The sequence below is a fragment of the Candidatus Accumulibacter meliphilus genome, assembly GCF_036625345.1.
GTDB lineage: Bacteria > Pseudomonadota > Gammaproteobacteria > Burkholderiales > Rhodocyclaceae > Accumulibacter > Accumulibacter meliphilus.
On the sequence record NZ_JAZKTZ010000002.1, the window covers coordinates 47,719 to 64,275 of the forward strand.

Genomic DNA, 16,557 nt, shown 5'->3' on the forward strand with positions numbered 1-16,557 from the left:
TGTCGAGACACCCTGATGATGAAAGCCATGACCGTCCCCCTCTCACTTGCAGCGCACATTCCGGCTGGCACGCCGGAAGCGTTCGGCGGGCGGGGCACGCGTGCGGCACGGCCTTGCCAGCACGCCAACGCAGTAAGGTCCTGGTCGTGGCAAGGCGACTTGGCCTATAGTGGCGGCTTGCTTCCGGAGACCGCTCATGACCCCGCTTCGTAGCCCCAGGCAGCCCATTCTGCAGACCATTCATCGCCCACCGCCTAGCCCTTCGCCCGCGAACCGGCCGCCACTCCTCTTCCTGCACGGTGGCTATGTCGATGCGCGCTCCTGGGATGCTCACTTCCTGCCATTTTTCGCCAGCCATGGCTACGATTGCCACGCCCTCAATTTCTCCGGCCACGGCGGCAGCGGCGGGCGCGAATATCTGGACGCCCTGAGCCTCGACGACTATCTCGCCGACGCCGAGCAGGTCATCGCCCGCTTCGACCAACAACCGATCGTGATCGGGCATTCGATGGGTTCCTTCGTCGCCGAGCGCCTCCTTGAACAATCGCTCGCAGTGGCAGCTGTCCTGCTGGCGCCCGTGCCGACCAACGGCACCCTGGAGTCGGCGACGAAACTATTGCTGAAATACCCGAAGTTTCTTGGCGAAGTGGTCAATGTGACCAGGGGGCGGGTCAGTGCCACCGCCCTGCACATGATCAAGGAAGTCTATTTTTCGCCAACGACACGGCCGGAAACGCTGCTGCGCTTCGCACAACTGGTGCAGCCGGAATCGGCACGGGCGATCTGCGACCTGGCATTCCTCGGCTGCTGGCGATGGTCCCCGAAGCCTCCATCCGCGCAGCCGGTGCTGGTCGTCGCTGGCGAACTCGACACGGTTTTTCCGCCGCAGCTGATCCGCCCGCTCGCCCGGCGCTGGAACGCCGAACTACAGATCGTCGCCGCTACCGGACACGCCTTGATTCTCGACGAGCACTGGAGCGATTGTGCCACGGCCGTGCTCGGCTGGCTCGCACGCCTCGAACAACGCCAGGCCGCCAATTCTGAGCAGACCAAGGAGCTGGCCGGTGTCGTCTGACGGCGGGCGCACTCCCGCCTGGACGGTGCCGCGGCCAGCGTCCTGCCACGGTGGGGCAGTAAGCGCTACGCCAATGTCTTCGGGAAACACCAGCCGCAACTTTGGCGCGTATAATGGCCCCTCCCACAACCAGCAGAGAGAACCTACATGGGCCTAGATCGCGTGCCCTCGGGCAAAGCACTCCCGAATGATTTCAACGTCGTCATCGAAATCCCGATGCATGCCGATCCGGTGAAGTATGAGGTGGACAAGGAAAGCGGACAGGTCTTCGTCGATCGCTTCATGTCGACCGCCATGCACTACCCCTGCAACTACGGTTACATCCCGCACACCATTGCCGGTGACGACGACCCGTTGATGTCCTGGTCATCACCCAGTTCGCGCTGCCGCCTGGTGTGGTCGTTCGCTGCCGGCCGATCGGCATGCTGGCCATGGAAGACGAGGCCGGACAGGATGGCAAGCTGCTGGCGGTTCCGGTGGACAGCCTGACGCAAATGTATCGCGACATCGAGTCGCCGCGCGACTTCCACAGGTCATTCTTGATCAGATCGCGCATTTCTTTGCGCACTACAAGGACCTCGAACGCGGCAAGTGGGTCAAGGTCGCCGGCTGGTTGGGCGTCGACGAGGCGAAGAAGGAAATCATGGAAGGCGTGCAGCGCTTCAATGATGCCAAAGACAAACCGAACTACTGAGCGGTTTTATCCTTTCTTTGATCAAGGGGCGCGCAAGCGCCCCTTTCGCTGATGCCTGCGCCCATGCCGCTCAAGATTGCCATTGCCCAGATCAACGCCACCGTCGGCGACTTTGCCGGCAACGCGGCGCGTATCCTCGATTTTGCCGAACGCGCCAGAGAGCAAGGAGCCGATCTGCTGTTGACGCCGGAACTGGCGCTCTGCGGCTACCCGCCCGAAGATCTGCTGCTACGCGAGGATTTCTGCGCCGCCTGCGCGAGCGAGCTCGACGCCCTGACCGCCAGGCTCACGGGAATCGCCGTTCTCGTCGGCCATCCGGAACGGCACGGCGACCGTTGCTACAACGCGGCGACGCTGATCAGCGACGGGCGGCGCGTCGCCACCTACCACAAGCAGCGGCTGCCGAGCTACGAGGTGTTCGACGAAGAACGCTATTTCGATTCCGGCGCAGGTGCGTGCGTGCTGACGCTCAAGGGCGTGCGCTGCGGCGTGAATATCTGCGCCGACGTCTGGGAAGCCGGCGCCGCCGATCTGGCCCGCCAGGCGGGCGCCGAGATCCTGCTGGTCCTCAACGCCTCTCCCTATCACATCGGCAAACGCGAGCGGCGTACCGAAGTCCTCCGCCAGCGTATCGCCAGTACCCGCCTGCCGGTGATCTACGCCAACCTCGCCGGCGGCCAGGACGAACTTGGTCTTCGACGGCGGTTCCTTCGTTCTCGACTCGCAGGGAAGGCTCTGCTGCCAACTACCGCAGTTCGAGGAAGCACTGGCCATCGTCGACATCGTCGACGGCGAGCCACAGCCAGGGACCATCGTTGCCGCGCCGTGCATCGAAGCCGAGGTCTATCAGGCGCTGGTCCTCGGCGTGCGTGATTACCTCGGCAAGAACGGCTTCCCGGGCGCGATCATCGGCCTTTCGGGAGGCATTGATTCGGCCCTGACGCTGGCCATCGCCGTCGACGCACTCGGTGCCGACCGCGTGCGCGCGGTGATGATGGCCTCCCCGTACACGGCGGCGATCAGCCTTTCGGAATCCCGCGAAATGGTCCGCCTGCTCGGCGTACGCTACGACGAAATTGGCATCGCGCCGGCGATGGAGACCATGGCCAGCCTGCTGCAGGATCAGTTTGCCGGCCTGCCCGCGGATACCACCGAAGAAAATCTCCAGGCCAGAATCCGCGGCATGATTCTGATGGCCCTCTCCAACAAGACCGGTTCGCTGGTCCTGACCACCGGCAACAAGTCGGAGATGGCAGTCGGCTACTGCACTCTGTACGGCGACATGGCCGGCGGCTTTGCCGTCATCAAGGACATCGCCAAGACCTGGGTCTACCGCTTGTCGCGCTGGCGCAACACGCGCTCCGCGGTGATTCCCGAGCTGATCATCAGCCGTCCGCCGTCGGCCGAGTTGAAGCCCGGCCAGACCGATCAGGACAGCCTGCCAGCGTACGAAGTGCTCGATGCGATCGTTGCCGCGTACATGGAAAAAGACATCAGTCCGCGCGAAATCATCGCCAGCGGCTACGCCGAAGCCGACGTGCGGCGCGTCGTGCATCTGTTGAAGATCAGCGAGTACAAGCGACGCCAGGCACCGATCGGGATTCGCGTCACGCAACGTGGTTTCGGCAAGGACTGGCGCTATCCGATCACCAATCGCTACCGCGACCCTTACTGATCGTCGGCGCGATGATCGCAGTGATCACTTATCGATGCCCTATTTCTGATAGCATTTCTTTACGACTTTCCCGGGAGCAAAGGCCATGAAAAAAATTGAAGCCATCATCAAACCATTCAAACTCGATGAAGTACGCGAAGCCCTGTCGGAAATTGGCGTCACCGGCCTGACCGTGACCGAGGTCAAAGGCTTCGGTCGCCAGAAAGGACACACCGAACTCTACCGCGGCGCCGAATACGTGGTCGATTTTCTGCCCAAGGTGAAAATCGAGATCGTTGTTTCGGACGCCGTCGTCGAAAGCGCCATCGACGCCATCGTCAAGGCGGCGCGCACCGGCAAGATCGGTGACGGCAAGATTTTCGTGACGGCGGTCGAGCAGGTGGTGCGCATTCGCACCGGCGAACTCGACGAATCGGCGATCTGAGGAACATGCTGAGCGGAGAAACATCAGCGCCGCTTGCTAGCCGCTTTCAGGAGCACCCACAGGGCGCCATCGCCGCCGTCGCAGGGCGGCGCGTGACAGAATGCCAGCACATCCTTGCTGCGACCCAACCAGACCTTGACCAGCTGGCGCAGGATCGCTTCGCGACCCGGAGAACCGTGGCCACGGCCGTGTACGATGCGCAGGCAGCGCCTGCCGGAAGCGAGTGATTCGGCGAGAAAAAGGCTCACCTGCTCGTGCGCTTCATGGCGGTTCATGCCGTGCAGATCGACATGCTCCTGGATGCTCCAGCGGCCTCTGCGCAGGTCACGCAACAATGTCCGCGGCAGCCCGCTACGCAGGAAGGAGTCGGCGCTCGCCGAGATCGAGCCAGTCGTCGATGGCCAAGGGCGCGTGCAGCAGCTCGCCGAGCACCGCCGCTTCGTCGCGCTCGCGCTGACGCGGGCGTGGGCTGGGTTTCGGTGCTTCAAAGCTTACCCGATCGGGCTTGGACAGCGGTGTCGCGCCGTCAACCGCGGCCAGAAAAGCGGCCAAATCCTCGCTGCTCGGTTGCTGTTGCTGAGTCATTGCAAAAAGCCCTGTTGGCGCCGGCCGCTACCCCCTCGCGCAGGGAGAGTCGTAGACGACGCCGCGAGGCCTCAGCCAGCCAGGCCGAGACTGTCGAGATAGCGCTCGGCATCGAGCGCGGCCATGCAACCGCTGCCCGAGGAGGTGCACGCCTGCCGATAGATATGATCCTGCACGTCGCCAGCAGCAAAGACGCCGGGGATCGACGTCGCCGTGGCATTTCCCTTCAGTCCCGACTGGGTAATCAGGTAACCGCCTGCCATTTCCAGTTGGCCGGCGAACAGCTCGGTGTTCGGCTGGTGACCGATGGCGATGAACACGCCCATCAGCGGAATGTCCTCTGCGCTGCCGGTCAGCTTGTCCCTGATGCGCATGCCGGTGACCCCGGATTGATCGCCGAGCACTTCCTCAAGCGTGCAGTTCCAGCGGATGCTGATCTTGCCGGCTTTTTCCTTGGCGAACAGCTTGTCCTGGAGAATTTTCTCGCTGCGCAGCTTGTCGCGGCGGTGCACCAGGGTGACGTGGCTGGCAATGTTGGCCAGGTACAGCGCCTCTTCGACAGCGGTATTGCCACCGCCGATGACCGCCACCGCCTGCTCGCGGTAGAAGAAGCCGTCACAGGTCGCGCAAGCGGAAACGCCGCGACCGGCGTATTCTTCTTCGGACGGCAGGCCGAGATACTGCGCCGAAGCGCCAGTGGCGATGATCAGTGCGTCGCAGGTATAGGTAGCCGAGTCACCGATCAGCGTCAGCGGCTTTTCGGTCAGCCTGGCGGTATGAATATGATCGAAAATGATCTCGGTGTCGAAGCGACGCGCGTGCGCCTCGAAGCGCAGCATCAGCTCGGGGCCCTGCACGCCGTGCGCGTCGGCCGGCCAGTTGTCGACGTCGGTCGTCGTCGTCAACTGCCCACCCTGCGCCAAGCCGGTAATCAGCACCGGTTTGAGGTTGGCGCGGGCAGCGTAGACGGCTGCCGTATAGCCGGCAGGGCCGGAGCCGAGGATCAGCAGGCGGCAGTGGCGGGTTGCGTCGGTCATTGTTATGGGCTCTGGTAGTGGGTGACGCAAAAATTATAACCGGCAACGCCGCACGTTCTGCCGCCAAGTTTGTCGCGCGTTTGCTTGGGAATCCTGCAAAGTGCCTTATAATCGCCGCGCAAGCCATTGATAGAAATCACTTCACTTGACGAGAGAATGCCTCATGAACACTCAGGTCGAGCAGCCCAGGCGAGGACCAAGCCTGACTTTGCTGCACAGCATTCCGATTTTTGCCGGTGTACCCGATGCGCAACTCGAACAGATCGCCAAAGTCGCCTTCCAGCGCCGCGTTCCTCGCTTGACGACGATCGTTCGCGCGGGCGACAGCACCGACTCGCTCTACGTGCTGATCAGCGGTGGCGCCAAGGTGCTCAACAGCGACGAAGAAGGACGCGAAGTGATTCTTACCTTGCTTGGTCCAGGTGAATTCTTTGGCGAAATGGGGCTGATCGATGGCAGCCCGCGTTCGGCTGACGTGATGTCCACCGAGACCTGCGAATTGCTGGTGATCACCAAGAACGACTTCAAGCGTTGCCTGGCCGAGAACTTCGATCTCTGCCTGAATATCATGAAGAGCCTCGTCCAGCGCCTGCGCGAGGCCGACCGCAATATCGAGAGCCTGGCCCTGATGGACGTCTACGGCCGCGTCGCCAAGCTGCTTCTCGACTTCTCGGAAGAAGAGCGTGGCGAACGCATCATCCGCCGTCGCCTGACCAAACAGGACATCGCCAAGATGATTGGCGCCTCGCGTGAAATGGTCAGCCGGGTAATGAAGGATCTCGAGAATCAGGGATACTTCCGCGTTGAAGATGGCCGCATCGTGATCCTTGAAAAGCGCGTGCCGGCCCCGAACGCGGCCGCTGCCCGTCCGTAAGACCCAGACAAAGCAAGCACACTTACCACTCACCAAGCATTCAATCGCCCCGATGGCTTTACTGAACAAACTTGCCGGCCGAATCTCCTATACCGCGCGAACGCCGAGTCCCTTGCCCGAGAAAATCGCGCTCCTCCTCGAGGAATCGCGTTGGTTGATCCTGATCGTTATCGCCAGCTTTCTGGCGCTTTCGTTCTGGGGTTACAACCCCGACGACCCGGGCTGGTCGCACGCCGTCTACACGACGACGGTGCACAACCCGGCCGGCCGCAGTGGCGCCTGGCTGGCCGACCTGATGCTCTACATTTTCGGCCTTTCCGCCTGGTGGTGGATTGTGCTGCTGCTGGTCTTCGTGTGGTGGGGTTACCGACGTCTGAACCGGCAGCGACCCGTCGATCGGCGGCCGCTGTACATCGCCCTGGCCGGCTTTCTGGTACTGATCGTTGCCAGCAGCGGCCTGGAAACCCTGCGCTTCTACACGCTCAAGGCACCGCTTCCCATCGGACCGGGTGGCATGATCGGCATCGAACTGGCGGCCTTCACGGTCCGCAATCTCGGTTACACGGGCGCGACGCTGGCGCTGTCCGCCTTGCTCGCTCTGGGCTGGAGCATCTTCACCGGCGTCTCCTGGCTCGCCGCCGCCGAGGGCATCGGTGCCCTGTTCGAACGTGCGGTACTGGCCGTCCACCGCGTCTTCGAGCGCTGGCAGGACCGCCGCATCGGCCGTGAAGTCGCTCGCGAACGCGAAGCCGTCGTCGAGGTCGAGAAGAAGCGCGTCGAGACGCAGGAGCCGATCCTGATCGAAAGGCGCGAACCGGTCATCGCTGGCGCGCCCTTGCCGCCGAAAGTCGAGAAGCGGATCGACCGCGAACGGCAAGCACCGCTGTTCCCCGAGGCGGTCAGCGGCGGCCTGCTGCCGCCCCTGCACCTGCTCGAACCGGCGCCGCTGCAAAGTGAGCGCGTCAGTCCCGAGACGCTCGAGTACAACTCGCGCCTGATCGAGCGCAAGCTGGCCGATTTCGGCGTTCAAGTCACGGTCACTGCGGCCTACCCCGGGCCGGTCGTGACGCGCTACGAATTCGAGCCGGCAGTCGGCGTCAAGGGCGCGCAGATTCTCAATCTGGCCAAGGACCTGGCGCGCTCCTTGTCGCTGGTCTCGGTGCGCGTCGTCGAAACACTCCCCGGCAAGTCGTCAATGGCGCTTGAACTGCCGAACCCGAAACGACAGATGGTGCGCCTGCTGGAAATCATCGCCAGCAAGGAATACAACGACATGCACTCGCCACTGACGATGACGCTCGGCAAGGATATCGCTGGCCAGCCAGTGGTCGTCGATCTCGCCAAGATGCCACATCTCCTGGTCGCCGGCACCACCGGCTCGGGCAAGTCGGTGGGTATCAACGCGATGATCCTGTCGCTGCTCTACAAGGCCGAGCCGGACCAGGTGCGGCTGATCCTGGTCGACCCCAAGATGCTCGAACTGTCGATCTACGAAGGCATCCCGCACCTGCTGGCACCGGTGGTGGTGGACATGAAGCAGGCCGCCAACGCCCTCAACTGGTGTGTCGCGGAAATGGACAAGCGCTACAAGCTGATGTCGGCGATCGGGGTGCGCAATCTGGCGGGACTCAACCAGCGCGTCAAGGACGCCGAGAAGAATGGCGAAAAGCTCAGCAACCCGGTCTCGCTGACCCCGGATACCCCGGAGCCCCTGTCGATTTTGCCGCACATCGTTGTCGTCATTGACGAACTCGCCGATCTGATGATGGTTGCCGGCAAGACGGTCGAACAACTGATTGCCCGCCTGGCGCAGAAAGCGCGCGCCTCGGGAATCCACCTCATCCTGGCAACGCAACGACCGTCGGTCGACGTGATCACCGGCCTCATCAAGGCCAACATCCCGACCCGCATTTCGTTCCAGGTGTCGTCGAAAATAGACTCACGCACGATTCTCGACCAGATGGGTGCCGAAGCCCTGCTCGGCCAGGGCGACATGCTCTACCTGGCCCCGGGAACCGGCTATCCGACGCGCGTCCATGGCGCTTTCGTCGCCGACGAGGAAGTGCATCGCGTGGTCGACCATCTCAAGAAGGCAGGCGCACCCGACTATCTGGAAGACGTGCTGACCGGCGCCGCTGGTGACGCTAACGGCGATGGCGGTGGCGAAGGCGGCGGCCTCGATACCGATGGCGAAGCCGACCCGGTCTACGATCAGGCGGTCGAAGTGGTGCTCAAGAACCGGCGAGCGTCCATTTCACTCGTCCAGCGTCACCTGCGCATCGGTTACAACCGCTCGGCGCGACTGATCGAAGCCATGGAAAAAGCCGGGCTGGTTTCCGCCATGGACGCCCGCGGCGGCCGCGAAGTCCTGGCCCGCAAGGAAGGCGAATGATGGCGCGACCCCCGCTGCGGCCGACCCGGCTACTGCGCAGCCTGTGCGCACCTGAGCCGCCTTTGGGCGGCTTTTTTGTGCCTGGGTGCCCTCAAGGAATGAACGACCACTCGATCTGATCGCTGCGCTCGACGCCGGCGGTCATCGCTCGGCACAGGCTGATGAACTCGCGCATGCCTGCGGTCTGGAACTTGCGGCGGTGCCAGAGGAAATGGAAATGCCGCTGCAGATCGAGTTCGGGCGTCTGGATGGCCACCAGGCTGCCGCGCCGGAAAGCCTCGCGCAGCGCCAGGCGCGAAATGCAGCCAATGCCGAGGCCGAACTCGACCGCGCGCTTGATGGCTTCGGTGTGCTCGAGCTCCAGCCGAACCTTGAGCGGCGAATGCTGATGGCGCAGCGCCTGATCGAGGGTCTCGCGTGTCCCGGAGCCGGGCTCGCGGACGATCCAGGCCTCGTCGGCCAGTTCCGCCAGCGTCGCCGACGCCTGTTTGGCCAGCGGGTGCGCGGGCGCGCAGAAGACGACCAGCTCGTCGGCCACCCACGGTTCGACGATCAGTTCGGGGTGCCGGCAACTGCCTTCGACGAGACCCAGATCGAGTTCGTGGCGCGCCACCTGGTCGACGATCGTCGCCGTGTTGTGCACTTTCAGATGCAGGCTGCTCTCGGGATGACGGGTGAGGAAGTCGGCAACGATCAGCGTCGCCAGGTAGTTGCCGATGGTCAGCGTCGCACCGATCTGCAGCTTGCCGTAGCCGGCGTGGCCTTCAAGACTGCTTTCGATCGCCGCCGCGCGCTCGATCAGCTCGACGGCCTGCGGCAACAGCGCCTGCCCGAGCTCATTCAGGCGCAGGGCCTTGCCGAAGCGGTCGAAGAGCTGCGTGTCGTACTGCCGCTCGAGTTCGCCGAGCGCCGTGCTGGTCGCTGACTGCGACAGCGACAGCTCCTCGGCGGCACGCGAAACGCTCTCGTGCCGAGCCACCGCCACAAAAACCCCGATCTGCCGCAAAGTGAATCGCATATCTACAGTTTAGATATAGTTTATTGAGAAAATCTGTTTTACAAATATAACACAGGGAAATACCATGAGCTCATCAACCGCACACTGGGGTCAAGAACGATGAGCACCTTTTCCGCCCAACAAGTCCTTTCGGTCCATCACTGGAACGACACGCTGTTCAGTTTTCGCACCACGCGCGACCCCGGCTTGCGCTTCATCAATGGTCAATTCGTGATGATCGGCCTGCCGCAGGAAGAGCGGCGCCCGCTGACCCGCGCCTACAGCATCGCCAGCGCCAACCATGACGAATACCTCGAGTTCCTGAGCATCAAGGTGCCCAATGGCCCGCTGACCTCGAAGCTGCAGCACCTGGCGATCGGCGACGAGATCGTCGTCAGCCGCAAGCCGACCGGCACCTTGGTGCTGCGCGATCTGCGCCCCGGCAAGAACCTCTACCTGCTATCGACCGGCACCGGTCTGGCGCCATTCATCAGTCTTATCCAGGACCCGGAAACCTATGAGCGTTTCGAGAAAGTGGTGCTGATCCACGGCGTTCGCTGGCAGCGCGATCTGGCCTACGGCGACTTCATCGAGAAGGAGTTGCCGCAGCACGAGTTCTTCGCCGATCTGGTGCGCGACAAGCTGATCTACTACCCGACGGTGACCCGCGAAGCGTTTCGCAATCAGGGCCGGATCACCGACCTGGTCAATAGTGGCCGCCTGTTTTCCGACATCGGCCTGCCGCCTTTCGACCCCGCACGCGACCGCGCCATGCTTTGCGGCAGCCCGGCAATGCTCAAGGATTGTTGCCAGTTGCTCGATAGCCGCGGATTCGAAGTCTCGCCGCACATTGGCGCCCAGGGCGACTATGTGATCGAGCGGGCTTTTGTGGAGAAGTAATCGCGGCAAGAACAAGGCCCCCTCTCCCCAACCCCTCTCCCACCAGGGGCGAGGGGCTAAGGGCGATGCTGGCGCGACGCCCAGGCTTTGCCCCGCACGAAAGTCGCACGGATGCTATGCGCTGCTACACAGGCGCGGCTGTAACGATGCCCTTTCAATTGCATCGCCGTTGACAGCTTGCCGGCCACTGGCCGTCAGTCTCGGGTAGACTTGCGCCTTTCGGGCGCCATTCAGCGGGCGCCTGCCGACCGCTTTTCCACCTCCGGATTGACACGCAAGGCCATGGCTCAATACGTATTCACGATGAACCGCGTGGGCAAGATCGTCCCGCCCAAACGCCAGATCATCAAAGACATCTCGCTCTCCTTCTTCCCCGGCGCCAAGATCGGCCTCCTGGGTCTCAACGGCTCGGGCAAATCCACGGTTCTGCGCATCATGGCCGGCCTCGACCACGACATCATCGGCGAAGCAACGCCGATGCCCAACCTCAAGATCGGCTATCTGGCACAGGAGCCCGAGCTCGACCCGGACGCGAGCGTCCGCCAGGAAGTCGAATCCGGCCTGGGCGAGGTTTTCCAGGCGCAAGCGAAGCTGGAAGAGGTCTACACCGCTTACGGCGAAGCCGACGCCGATTTCGACAAGCTCGCCGAGGAGCAGGCCCGCCTGGAGGCGATCCTGGCCACTGCCGGCTCAGACGTCGGCAGCCAGCTCGAACTGGCCGCCGACGCGCTGCGCCTGCCCCCCTGGGACGCGCAGATCGGCAAACTCTCCGGCGGCGAAAAGCGCCGCGTCGCGCTGTGCAAGCTGCTCCTCTCGCAGCCGGACATGCTGCTCCTCGACGAGCCGACCAACCACCTCGATGCGGAATCGGTGGAGTGGCTCGAACAGTTCCTGGTGCGCTTCCCGGGCACGGTGGTCGCCGTCACCCACGACCGCTACTTCCTCGACAACGCCGCCGAGTGGATTCTCGAACTCGACCGCGGCCAGGGCATTCCCTGGAAAGGCAACTACTCGAGCTGGCTGGAGCAGAAGGAAGCGCGCCTGGAAACCGAGGCCAAGCAGGAAGCCGGCCGCATCCGGACCATGAAACAGGAACTGGAATGGGTACGGCAAAGCCCGAAAGCACGACAGGCCAAGAGCAAGGCACGGCTGTCACGCTTTGACGAACTGAGCAGCGTCGAATACCAGCAGCGCAACGAAACGCAGGAGATCTTCATCCCGGTCGGCGAGCGGCTGGGCAAGCAGGTGATCGAGTTCAAGGAGGTCAGCAAGTCCTTTGGCGACCGCCTGCTGATCGACAAGCTCAGTTTCAGCGTCCCGCCCGGTGCCATCGTCGGCATCATCGGCCCCAACGGGGCCGGCAAATCCACCCTCTTCCGGATGCTGATCGGCGCCGAAACCCCGGATTCCGGCGAAGTCGAGATCGGCAGCACGGTCAAACTCGCCTACGTCGACCAGAGCCGTGATTGCCTGGACGGCGAGAAGACCGTTTTCGAGGAGATCTCGGGGGGTGCCGACGTGCTCACCGTCGGCAAGTACGAAACGCCGGCGCGGGCCTACATCGGCCGCTTCAATTTCAAGGGTTCCGATCAGCAAAAACGGGTCGGCCAGCTCTCCGGCGGTGAGCGCGGTCGCCTGCACATGGCCAAGACGCTGATCGCCGGCGGCAACGTCCTGCTGCTCGACGAGCCGTCGAATGACCTCGACGTCGAAACGCTGCGCGCCCTCGAAGACGCCTTGCTCGAATTCGCCGGCAGCGTGCTGGTCATTTCACACGACCGCTGGTTTCTTGACCGCATCTGCACGCACATCCTGGCCTGCGAAGGCGAATCGCAATGGTCCTTCTTCAACGGCAACTACCACGAGTACGAGGAAGAGAAAATCCGCCGCCTCGGCGCGGAGGCCGCCAAGCCGAAGCGGATTCGCTACAAGCCGATCACGCGCTAGCTGGCAGCTGCGGGCAGCAGGCGCTACGCCCGCGGCTAAGCGCTGCTAGCCGAGACCCTTGAGGAAGTCGCGGCGTTCGGGCTCCGAGTCGATATGTTCGGCGAGCTTTCGGTACAGTTCCCCGAGGTCGCCGGAATCGTTTGCCGCCCGCTTGATGAGCACCTTGGCGAGCGGCCCGACGTACTGCGCGAGGCGCTTCTCGGCGGTGGCAAGCGTCACCGGGTCGAAGACGACGCGGCCGTCTGGGCTGCTGTGGTGTCGGCAGGACGGTCGCGCTTGTCGTGGGCGCTTGGCGGCTACTGGCGGGATCGACGCAGACGGTGCTTTCTCCAGCCGCTCGATGCGCTTGAGGAATTCAAAGCGCTCGCTACCCTCGGGAATATTGTCCGCCAGCTCGGAGTTGAATTCCTCGACGCTCCTGGCGTGCGAGGCACTCTTGCGCACCAGATGCTTGGCCAGCGGGCCGATAGACTTGACCAGCGACGACTCGATCTCGGCCAGAGTTTCCGGGGGCAGCGTCATCTGTGGCGCCGCCGGCGCGCTGTCAACGGCAACGCTGTGCGCGGGTTTCTCCGCCGTTTGCCCGGCTGCGCTCCCCGGCCGGCTCTTCAGGAAAGCGCTCACCAGGGCGCCAGCGAAGTCGCGCGCGCTCTGGTAGCGCTCGTCCGGCTTTTTCGCCAGTGCGCGCGCGACGACGCGTCGAAGGCCGGCGGCAGCGAAGCGACGATCGACGACGGCGCCGCGGGGTCGACGTGCAGGACCTTATGCATCACCGTGACCGGCGTTTCAGCGACAAACGGCCCGCACCCGGTAAGCAGCTCGTAGAGGATCACCCCGGCCGCCCAGAGGTCGCAGCGGCCATCGGTGGGCAGACCGAGCAGCTGCTCGGGGGCAATGTGCGTCGGCGTCCCGACCACCGAGCCAACCCGGGTAAGCGACGCTCTCGACCCTGGCGACGCCGAAGTCCATGACCTTGATTTTCATGCCGCTGAGCACCATCAGGTTGCCGGGCTTGATATCGCGGTGCACGACGCCGCTTTTGTGCGAATAGTCGAGCGCGGCGAGCAGTTGCTTCATCACCTCGAAAACGTCGATCAACTCGAAGCGCCCGCGCTCGCGCATCAGCTTGCGCAGCTCCTTCCCCTGCACGTACTCCATGACGATGAACGCCATCCTCTCGTCCTCGCCAAACTCGTAGACGCCGACGATTCCCGGATGATGCAGCTTGCCTCCGGCTTGCGCCTCGCGTTTGAAGCGCATCACCGCCGAATCCACTTCGACGTTCGCCAGGTACTCGGCAAGAATCGTCTTGATCGCTACCGGGCGCTCGATGACCGGGTCAAAACCCTCGTAAACCGTGCCCATCGCGCCCTTGCCGAGCTCGCGACGAATTTCGTACTTGCCGATGCGTTCCGGGATAGTCATGGCCTGGCCACTCCGCGTTCAGGATTCGATCAGTTTGATCGCTTTTTGCAGACTGCGGCGCATGCGGTTGAACGAGTTGGCCAGCACGCCGATTTCATCACCACCCTGCGCCGGGAACTCGGGAACGTCGAAGTCGCCCGTCGACACCTTGTCGGCTGCCGCCGACATGGTCGAAATCGGCTGGATGATCAACAGCGAGAGCATCAGGTTGAGGACCACGAAAGTGGCCAGGAAGACGCTCCCCAGCGAAATCATGAAGGTCGTTGAAGGTGCGCTGAGCATTGGCCAGCGGCAGCGACATCGGCACCGAGACGACCTGCGCGCCAATGGTTTCCATATGTTTCCAGCCGAAGCCGTTACTGTCGCCGTAGATCTTGATCATCGACGCGGGCGCCGCCGCGGGCACGCTGTGGCAGGCAAGACACGCCGGGTCCGTGATGGTGATCGGCCGCGCGATGTAGAGCATGCGGCCGGTTGGCGTGTCACGCTCGCCGACCAGCTCGGTGACGCTCTCGTCGCCACGGAATTTCTGGACAATGTCGCTCTCCCAATCGACCGCGCGGTCGCGCGGGTTGGTGGGATTGAGCGTGGCCTCCTTGTAGCTGAAATCCGGGTACTTGCTACGCAGCTTGTTGAAGACCTCGGTGGCCGCGTAGGCCGGTACCGTCTGCGGCAGGAAAGTCGTCGCCAGCTGCGCCGTCAGCAGCGGTTTGACCTGCGCCACGGTGTAGCTGCGCACCGACAGCGCCGACTCCATCATCAGGCCAGCGCTGCGCAAGGTTTCCTGCTTGGCGTTCTCGTCCAGCAGTCGGTGCGATACGTAAGCCGACACCGCCATGCCGGCGCCGAAGACCAGCAACAGCACCAGATTGAATTTCAGTCGCAGACCCATGATCGCTTCCCCTTGTAGAAATGAGCAAAGGAAAATCAGCGCCGGCACCGCGAGTCGGGGCAGCTCTGTCTGTCGGTCTCGCGCGCGCAGATGCGCATTTTTCGTGCCACGGCGGACGGCGGTCCGCCCGTGCTGCAAGGTACAAGCTAGCGGGGGGGAAAGGCAAGGAGAATCGTTCCGCCTGGTGAAGCCTGCGCCTTCCTGTGCTCGAATGGTCTCACTTGCAGCGCGCTTCCCCCGCTCCGCATGGCGCTCTCATTCGAGGTCGCGCAGACGCTGTACGGCCTCTTCAACCCGCCGCACGGCGATCACTTCGATGCCGGCCAGGGGCTGTCTGGGGGCGTTGGCTTCGGGGATCACGGCGCGTGTAAAGCCGAGCTTGGCCGCTTCGCGAAGGCGTTCCTGGCCACGTGGCGCCGGACGTATCTCACCCGCCAGACCAACTTCACCAAACACAATAAGTTTCTCTGGTAATGCCTTGTTTTTAAGTGAAGAGACGATCGCCAACAAGACCGCCAGATCCGCAGCAGGCTCGGCGATCTTGACGCCGCCGACGGCATTCACGAAAACGTCCTGATCGAAGCAGACGATCCCGGCGTGGCGGTGCAGAACGGCCAGCAGCATCGCCAGGCGCTGCGCATCGAGACCCACCGTCAGTCGCCGCGGATTGCCGTGCGCCTGGTCGACCAGCGCCTGGATCTCGACCAGCAGCGGCCGGCTACCTTCCTGGGTAACCAGCACGCAGGAACCGGGAACCTCGCTGCCGTGCGGCGACAGGAAAATCGCCGACGGGTTGCTGACACCTTTCAGCCCACGGTCGGTCATGGCAAAAACGCCGATCTCGTTGACCGCGCCGTAGCGATTCTTGACGGCGCGAATCAAGCGGAAGCTGGAGTGCGTATCACCCTCGAAATAGAGCACCGTGTCGACGATGTGTTCGAGGACCCGCGGCCCGGCCAGAGCGCCCTCCTTGGTCACGTGCCCGACGAGGATCACCGTGATCCCGGTCTGCTTGGCCAGCCGGGTAAGTTGCGCAGCGCATTCGCGCACCTGCGCGACCGATCCCGGCGCCGAATTGAGCTGCTCCGACCACAGCGTCTGGATCGAATCGATCACCGCCACCTGCGGCCGTTCGCTTTGCAGCGTGGCGAGGATTTTTTCAAGATTGATCTCGGCGAGCAGGCGCAAGTCGCCGGTCTCCAGCGCCAGCCGCCGCGCGCGCATGGCAATCTGCTGGCCCGATTCTTCGCCACTGACGTAGAGCACATTGCGCGCCGGAGCCAAGGCCGCAAGCGCCTGCAGCAGCAGCGTGCTCTTGCCGATTCCCGGGTCGCCGCCGATCAGCACCACGCCGCCGGCCACCAGCCCGCCGCCCAGAGCACGATCAAACTCGCTGATGCCGGTCGGCAGGCGATCTTCCTCGCGCGCTTCGATGGCCGAGAGCGTTTGTAGTCCTGCCGTGCCGCCAAGCGCCGCGAAGCGCCGCTGCTGGCTAGCAGCGGCAGCTTCGGCAATGGTCTCGACGAGCGTGTTCCAGACGCCGCAGCCGGGGCACTGGCCTTGCCACTTGGCGGCGCTGGCACCGCATTCGGTACACGAAAAAACCGTCTTCCGGGCGCCCCCCCCTGCCCTGGCCAAGC

14 protein-coding genes and 3 pseudogenes are annotated in these 16,557 nt (G+C 63.4%); 8 read left to right on the forward strand and 9 right to left on the reverse strand.

Annotation, left to right across the window (positions count from 1 at the left end):
• The first annotated feature begins 196 nt into the window (after window positions 1-196).
• The 4 genes and pseudogenes from V5B40_RS03695 to V5B40_RS03710 all read left to right on the forward strand — a co-directional run bounded on the left by V5B40_RS03695 (window position 197) and on the right by V5B40_RS03710 (window position 3,868).
• A complete protein-coding gene (locus tag V5B40_RS03695; protein WP_332353291.1) occupies window positions 197-1,075 on the forward strand; it encodes an alpha/beta hydrolase in 879 nt (292 codons plus the stop codon).
• A gap of 147 nt (window positions 1,076-1,222) precedes the next feature.
• A pseudogene (ppa, locus tag V5B40_RS03700) lies at window positions 1,223-1,769 on the forward strand (inorganic diphosphatase).
• A gap of 63 nt (window positions 1,770-1,832) precedes the next feature.
• Window positions 1,833-3,444 (forward strand): annotated as a pseudogene (locus V5B40_RS03705) (NAD+ synthase).
• A gap of 85 nt (window positions 3,445-3,529) precedes the next feature.
• Window positions 3,530-3,868 carry a P-II family nitrogen regulator gene (locus tag V5B40_RS03710; protein ID WP_332353292.1) on the forward strand — a complete coding sequence of 113 codons (339 nt, stop codon included), beginning with the start codon at window positions 3,530-3,532 and terminating at the stop codon, window positions 3,866-3,868.
• A gap of 23 nt (window positions 3,869-3,891) precedes the next feature.
• Here V5B40_RS03710 and V5B40_RS03715 read toward each other — a convergent pair whose 3' ends face one another.
• The 3 genes from V5B40_RS03715 to trxB all read right to left on the reverse strand — a co-directional run bounded on the left by V5B40_RS03715 (window position 3,892) and on the right by trxB (window position 5,490).
• On the reverse strand, window positions 3,892-4,200 hold the full coding sequence (locus V5B40_RS03715) for a Smr/MutS family protein (protein WP_332353293.1): 309 nt from the start codon (window positions 4,198-4,200) through the stop codon (window positions 3,892-3,894).
• 19 nt (window positions 4,201-4,219) lie between these two features.
• Window positions 4,220-4,453 carry a hypothetical protein gene (locus V5B40_RS03720; RefSeq protein WP_332353294.1) on the reverse strand — a complete coding sequence of 78 codons (234 nt, stop codon included), beginning with the start codon at window positions 4,451-4,453 and terminating at the stop codon, window positions 4,220-4,222.
• Between the two features lie 71 nt (window positions 4,454-4,524).
• Window positions 4,525-5,490: a thioredoxin-disulfide reductase gene (trxB, locus tag V5B40_RS03725; protein WP_332353295.1), complete on the reverse strand. Its 966-nt coding sequence runs from the start codon at window positions 5,488-5,490 to the stop codon at window positions 4,525-4,527.
• A gap of 163 nt (window positions 5,491-5,653) precedes the next feature.
• On the opposite strand from trxB, the gene V5B40_RS03730 reads away from it, so the two are divergent.
• Both V5B40_RS03730 and V5B40_RS03735 read left to right on the forward strand, forming a co-directional pair.
• Entirely contained in the window at window positions 5,654-6,364 is a 711-nt protein-coding gene (locus V5B40_RS03730; RefSeq protein WP_332353296.1) for a Crp/Fnr family transcriptional regulator, read from the forward strand.
• A 52-nt stretch (window positions 6,365-6,416) separates the two neighbouring features.
• Complete coding sequence (locus tag V5B40_RS03735; protein ID WP_332353297.1) at window positions 6,417-8,756, forward strand: DNA translocase FtsK; 2,340 nt, start codon at window positions 6,417-6,419, stop codon at window positions 8,754-8,756.
• 91 nt (window positions 8,757-8,847) lie between these two features.
• Here V5B40_RS03735 and V5B40_RS03740 read toward each other — a convergent pair whose 3' ends face one another.
• Window positions 8,848-9,774, reverse strand: a complete 927-nt coding sequence (locus tag V5B40_RS03740) for a LysR family transcriptional regulator (protein ID WP_332353298.1) — start codon at window positions 9,772-9,774, stop codon at window positions 8,848-8,850.
• Window positions 9,775-9,873: 99 nt separating this feature from the next.
• Between V5B40_RS03740 and V5B40_RS03745 the strand changes: the two genes are divergently transcribed.
• Together V5B40_RS03745 and ettA are read left to right on the forward strand one after the other, a co-directional pair.
• Window positions 9,874-10,653 (forward strand): ferredoxin--NADP reductase, encoded by a 780-nt coding sequence (locus tag V5B40_RS03745; RefSeq protein WP_332353299.1) that lies wholly within the window; start codon window positions 9,874-9,876, stop codon window positions 10,651-10,653.
• Window positions 10,654-10,935: 282 nt separating this feature from the next.
• Window positions 10,936-12,600, forward strand: a complete 1,665-nt coding sequence (gene ettA / locus V5B40_RS03750; protein ID WP_332353300.1) for an energy-dependent translational throttle protein EttA — start codon at window positions 10,936-10,938, stop codon at window positions 12,598-12,600.
• A 45-nt stretch (window positions 12,601-12,645) separates the two neighbouring features.
• Here ettA and V5B40_RS03755 read toward each other — a convergent pair whose 3' ends face one another.
• The 5 genes and pseudogenes from V5B40_RS03755 to radA all read right to left on the reverse strand — a co-directional run bounded on the left by V5B40_RS03755 (window position 12,646) and on the right by radA (window position 16,555).
• The gene (locus V5B40_RS03755) at window positions 12,646-13,224 is read right to left on the reverse strand and encodes a hypothetical protein (protein ID WP_332353301.1); all 579 of its coding nucleotides are present in this window, start codon (window positions 13,222-13,224) and stop codon (window positions 12,646-12,648) included.
• A complete protein-coding gene (locus V5B40_RS25115; protein ID WP_434735837.1) occupies window positions 13,221-13,496 on the reverse strand; it encodes a hypothetical protein in 276 nt (91 codons plus the stop codon). The genes V5B40_RS03755 and V5B40_RS25115 overlap by 4 nt, the downstream gene beginning before the upstream one ends.
• Entirely contained in the window at window positions 13,387-14,025 is a 639-nt protein-coding gene (locus tag V5B40_RS03760) for a serine/threonine-protein kinase (protein WP_332353302.1), read from the reverse strand. The genes V5B40_RS25115 and V5B40_RS03760 overlap by 110 nt, the downstream gene beginning before the upstream one ends.
• A gap of 18 nt (window positions 14,026-14,043) precedes the next feature.
• Window positions 14,044-14,917: pseudogene (locus tag V5B40_RS03765) on the reverse strand (c-type heme family protein).
• Between the two features lie 255 nt (window positions 14,918-15,172).
• On the reverse strand, window positions 15,173-16,555 hold the full coding sequence (gene radA / locus V5B40_RS03770; protein ID WP_332353303.1) for a DNA repair protein RadA: 1,383 nt from the start codon (window positions 16,553-16,555) through the stop codon (window positions 15,173-15,175).
• Between the last annotated feature and the right edge of the window lie 2 nt (window positions 16,556-16,557).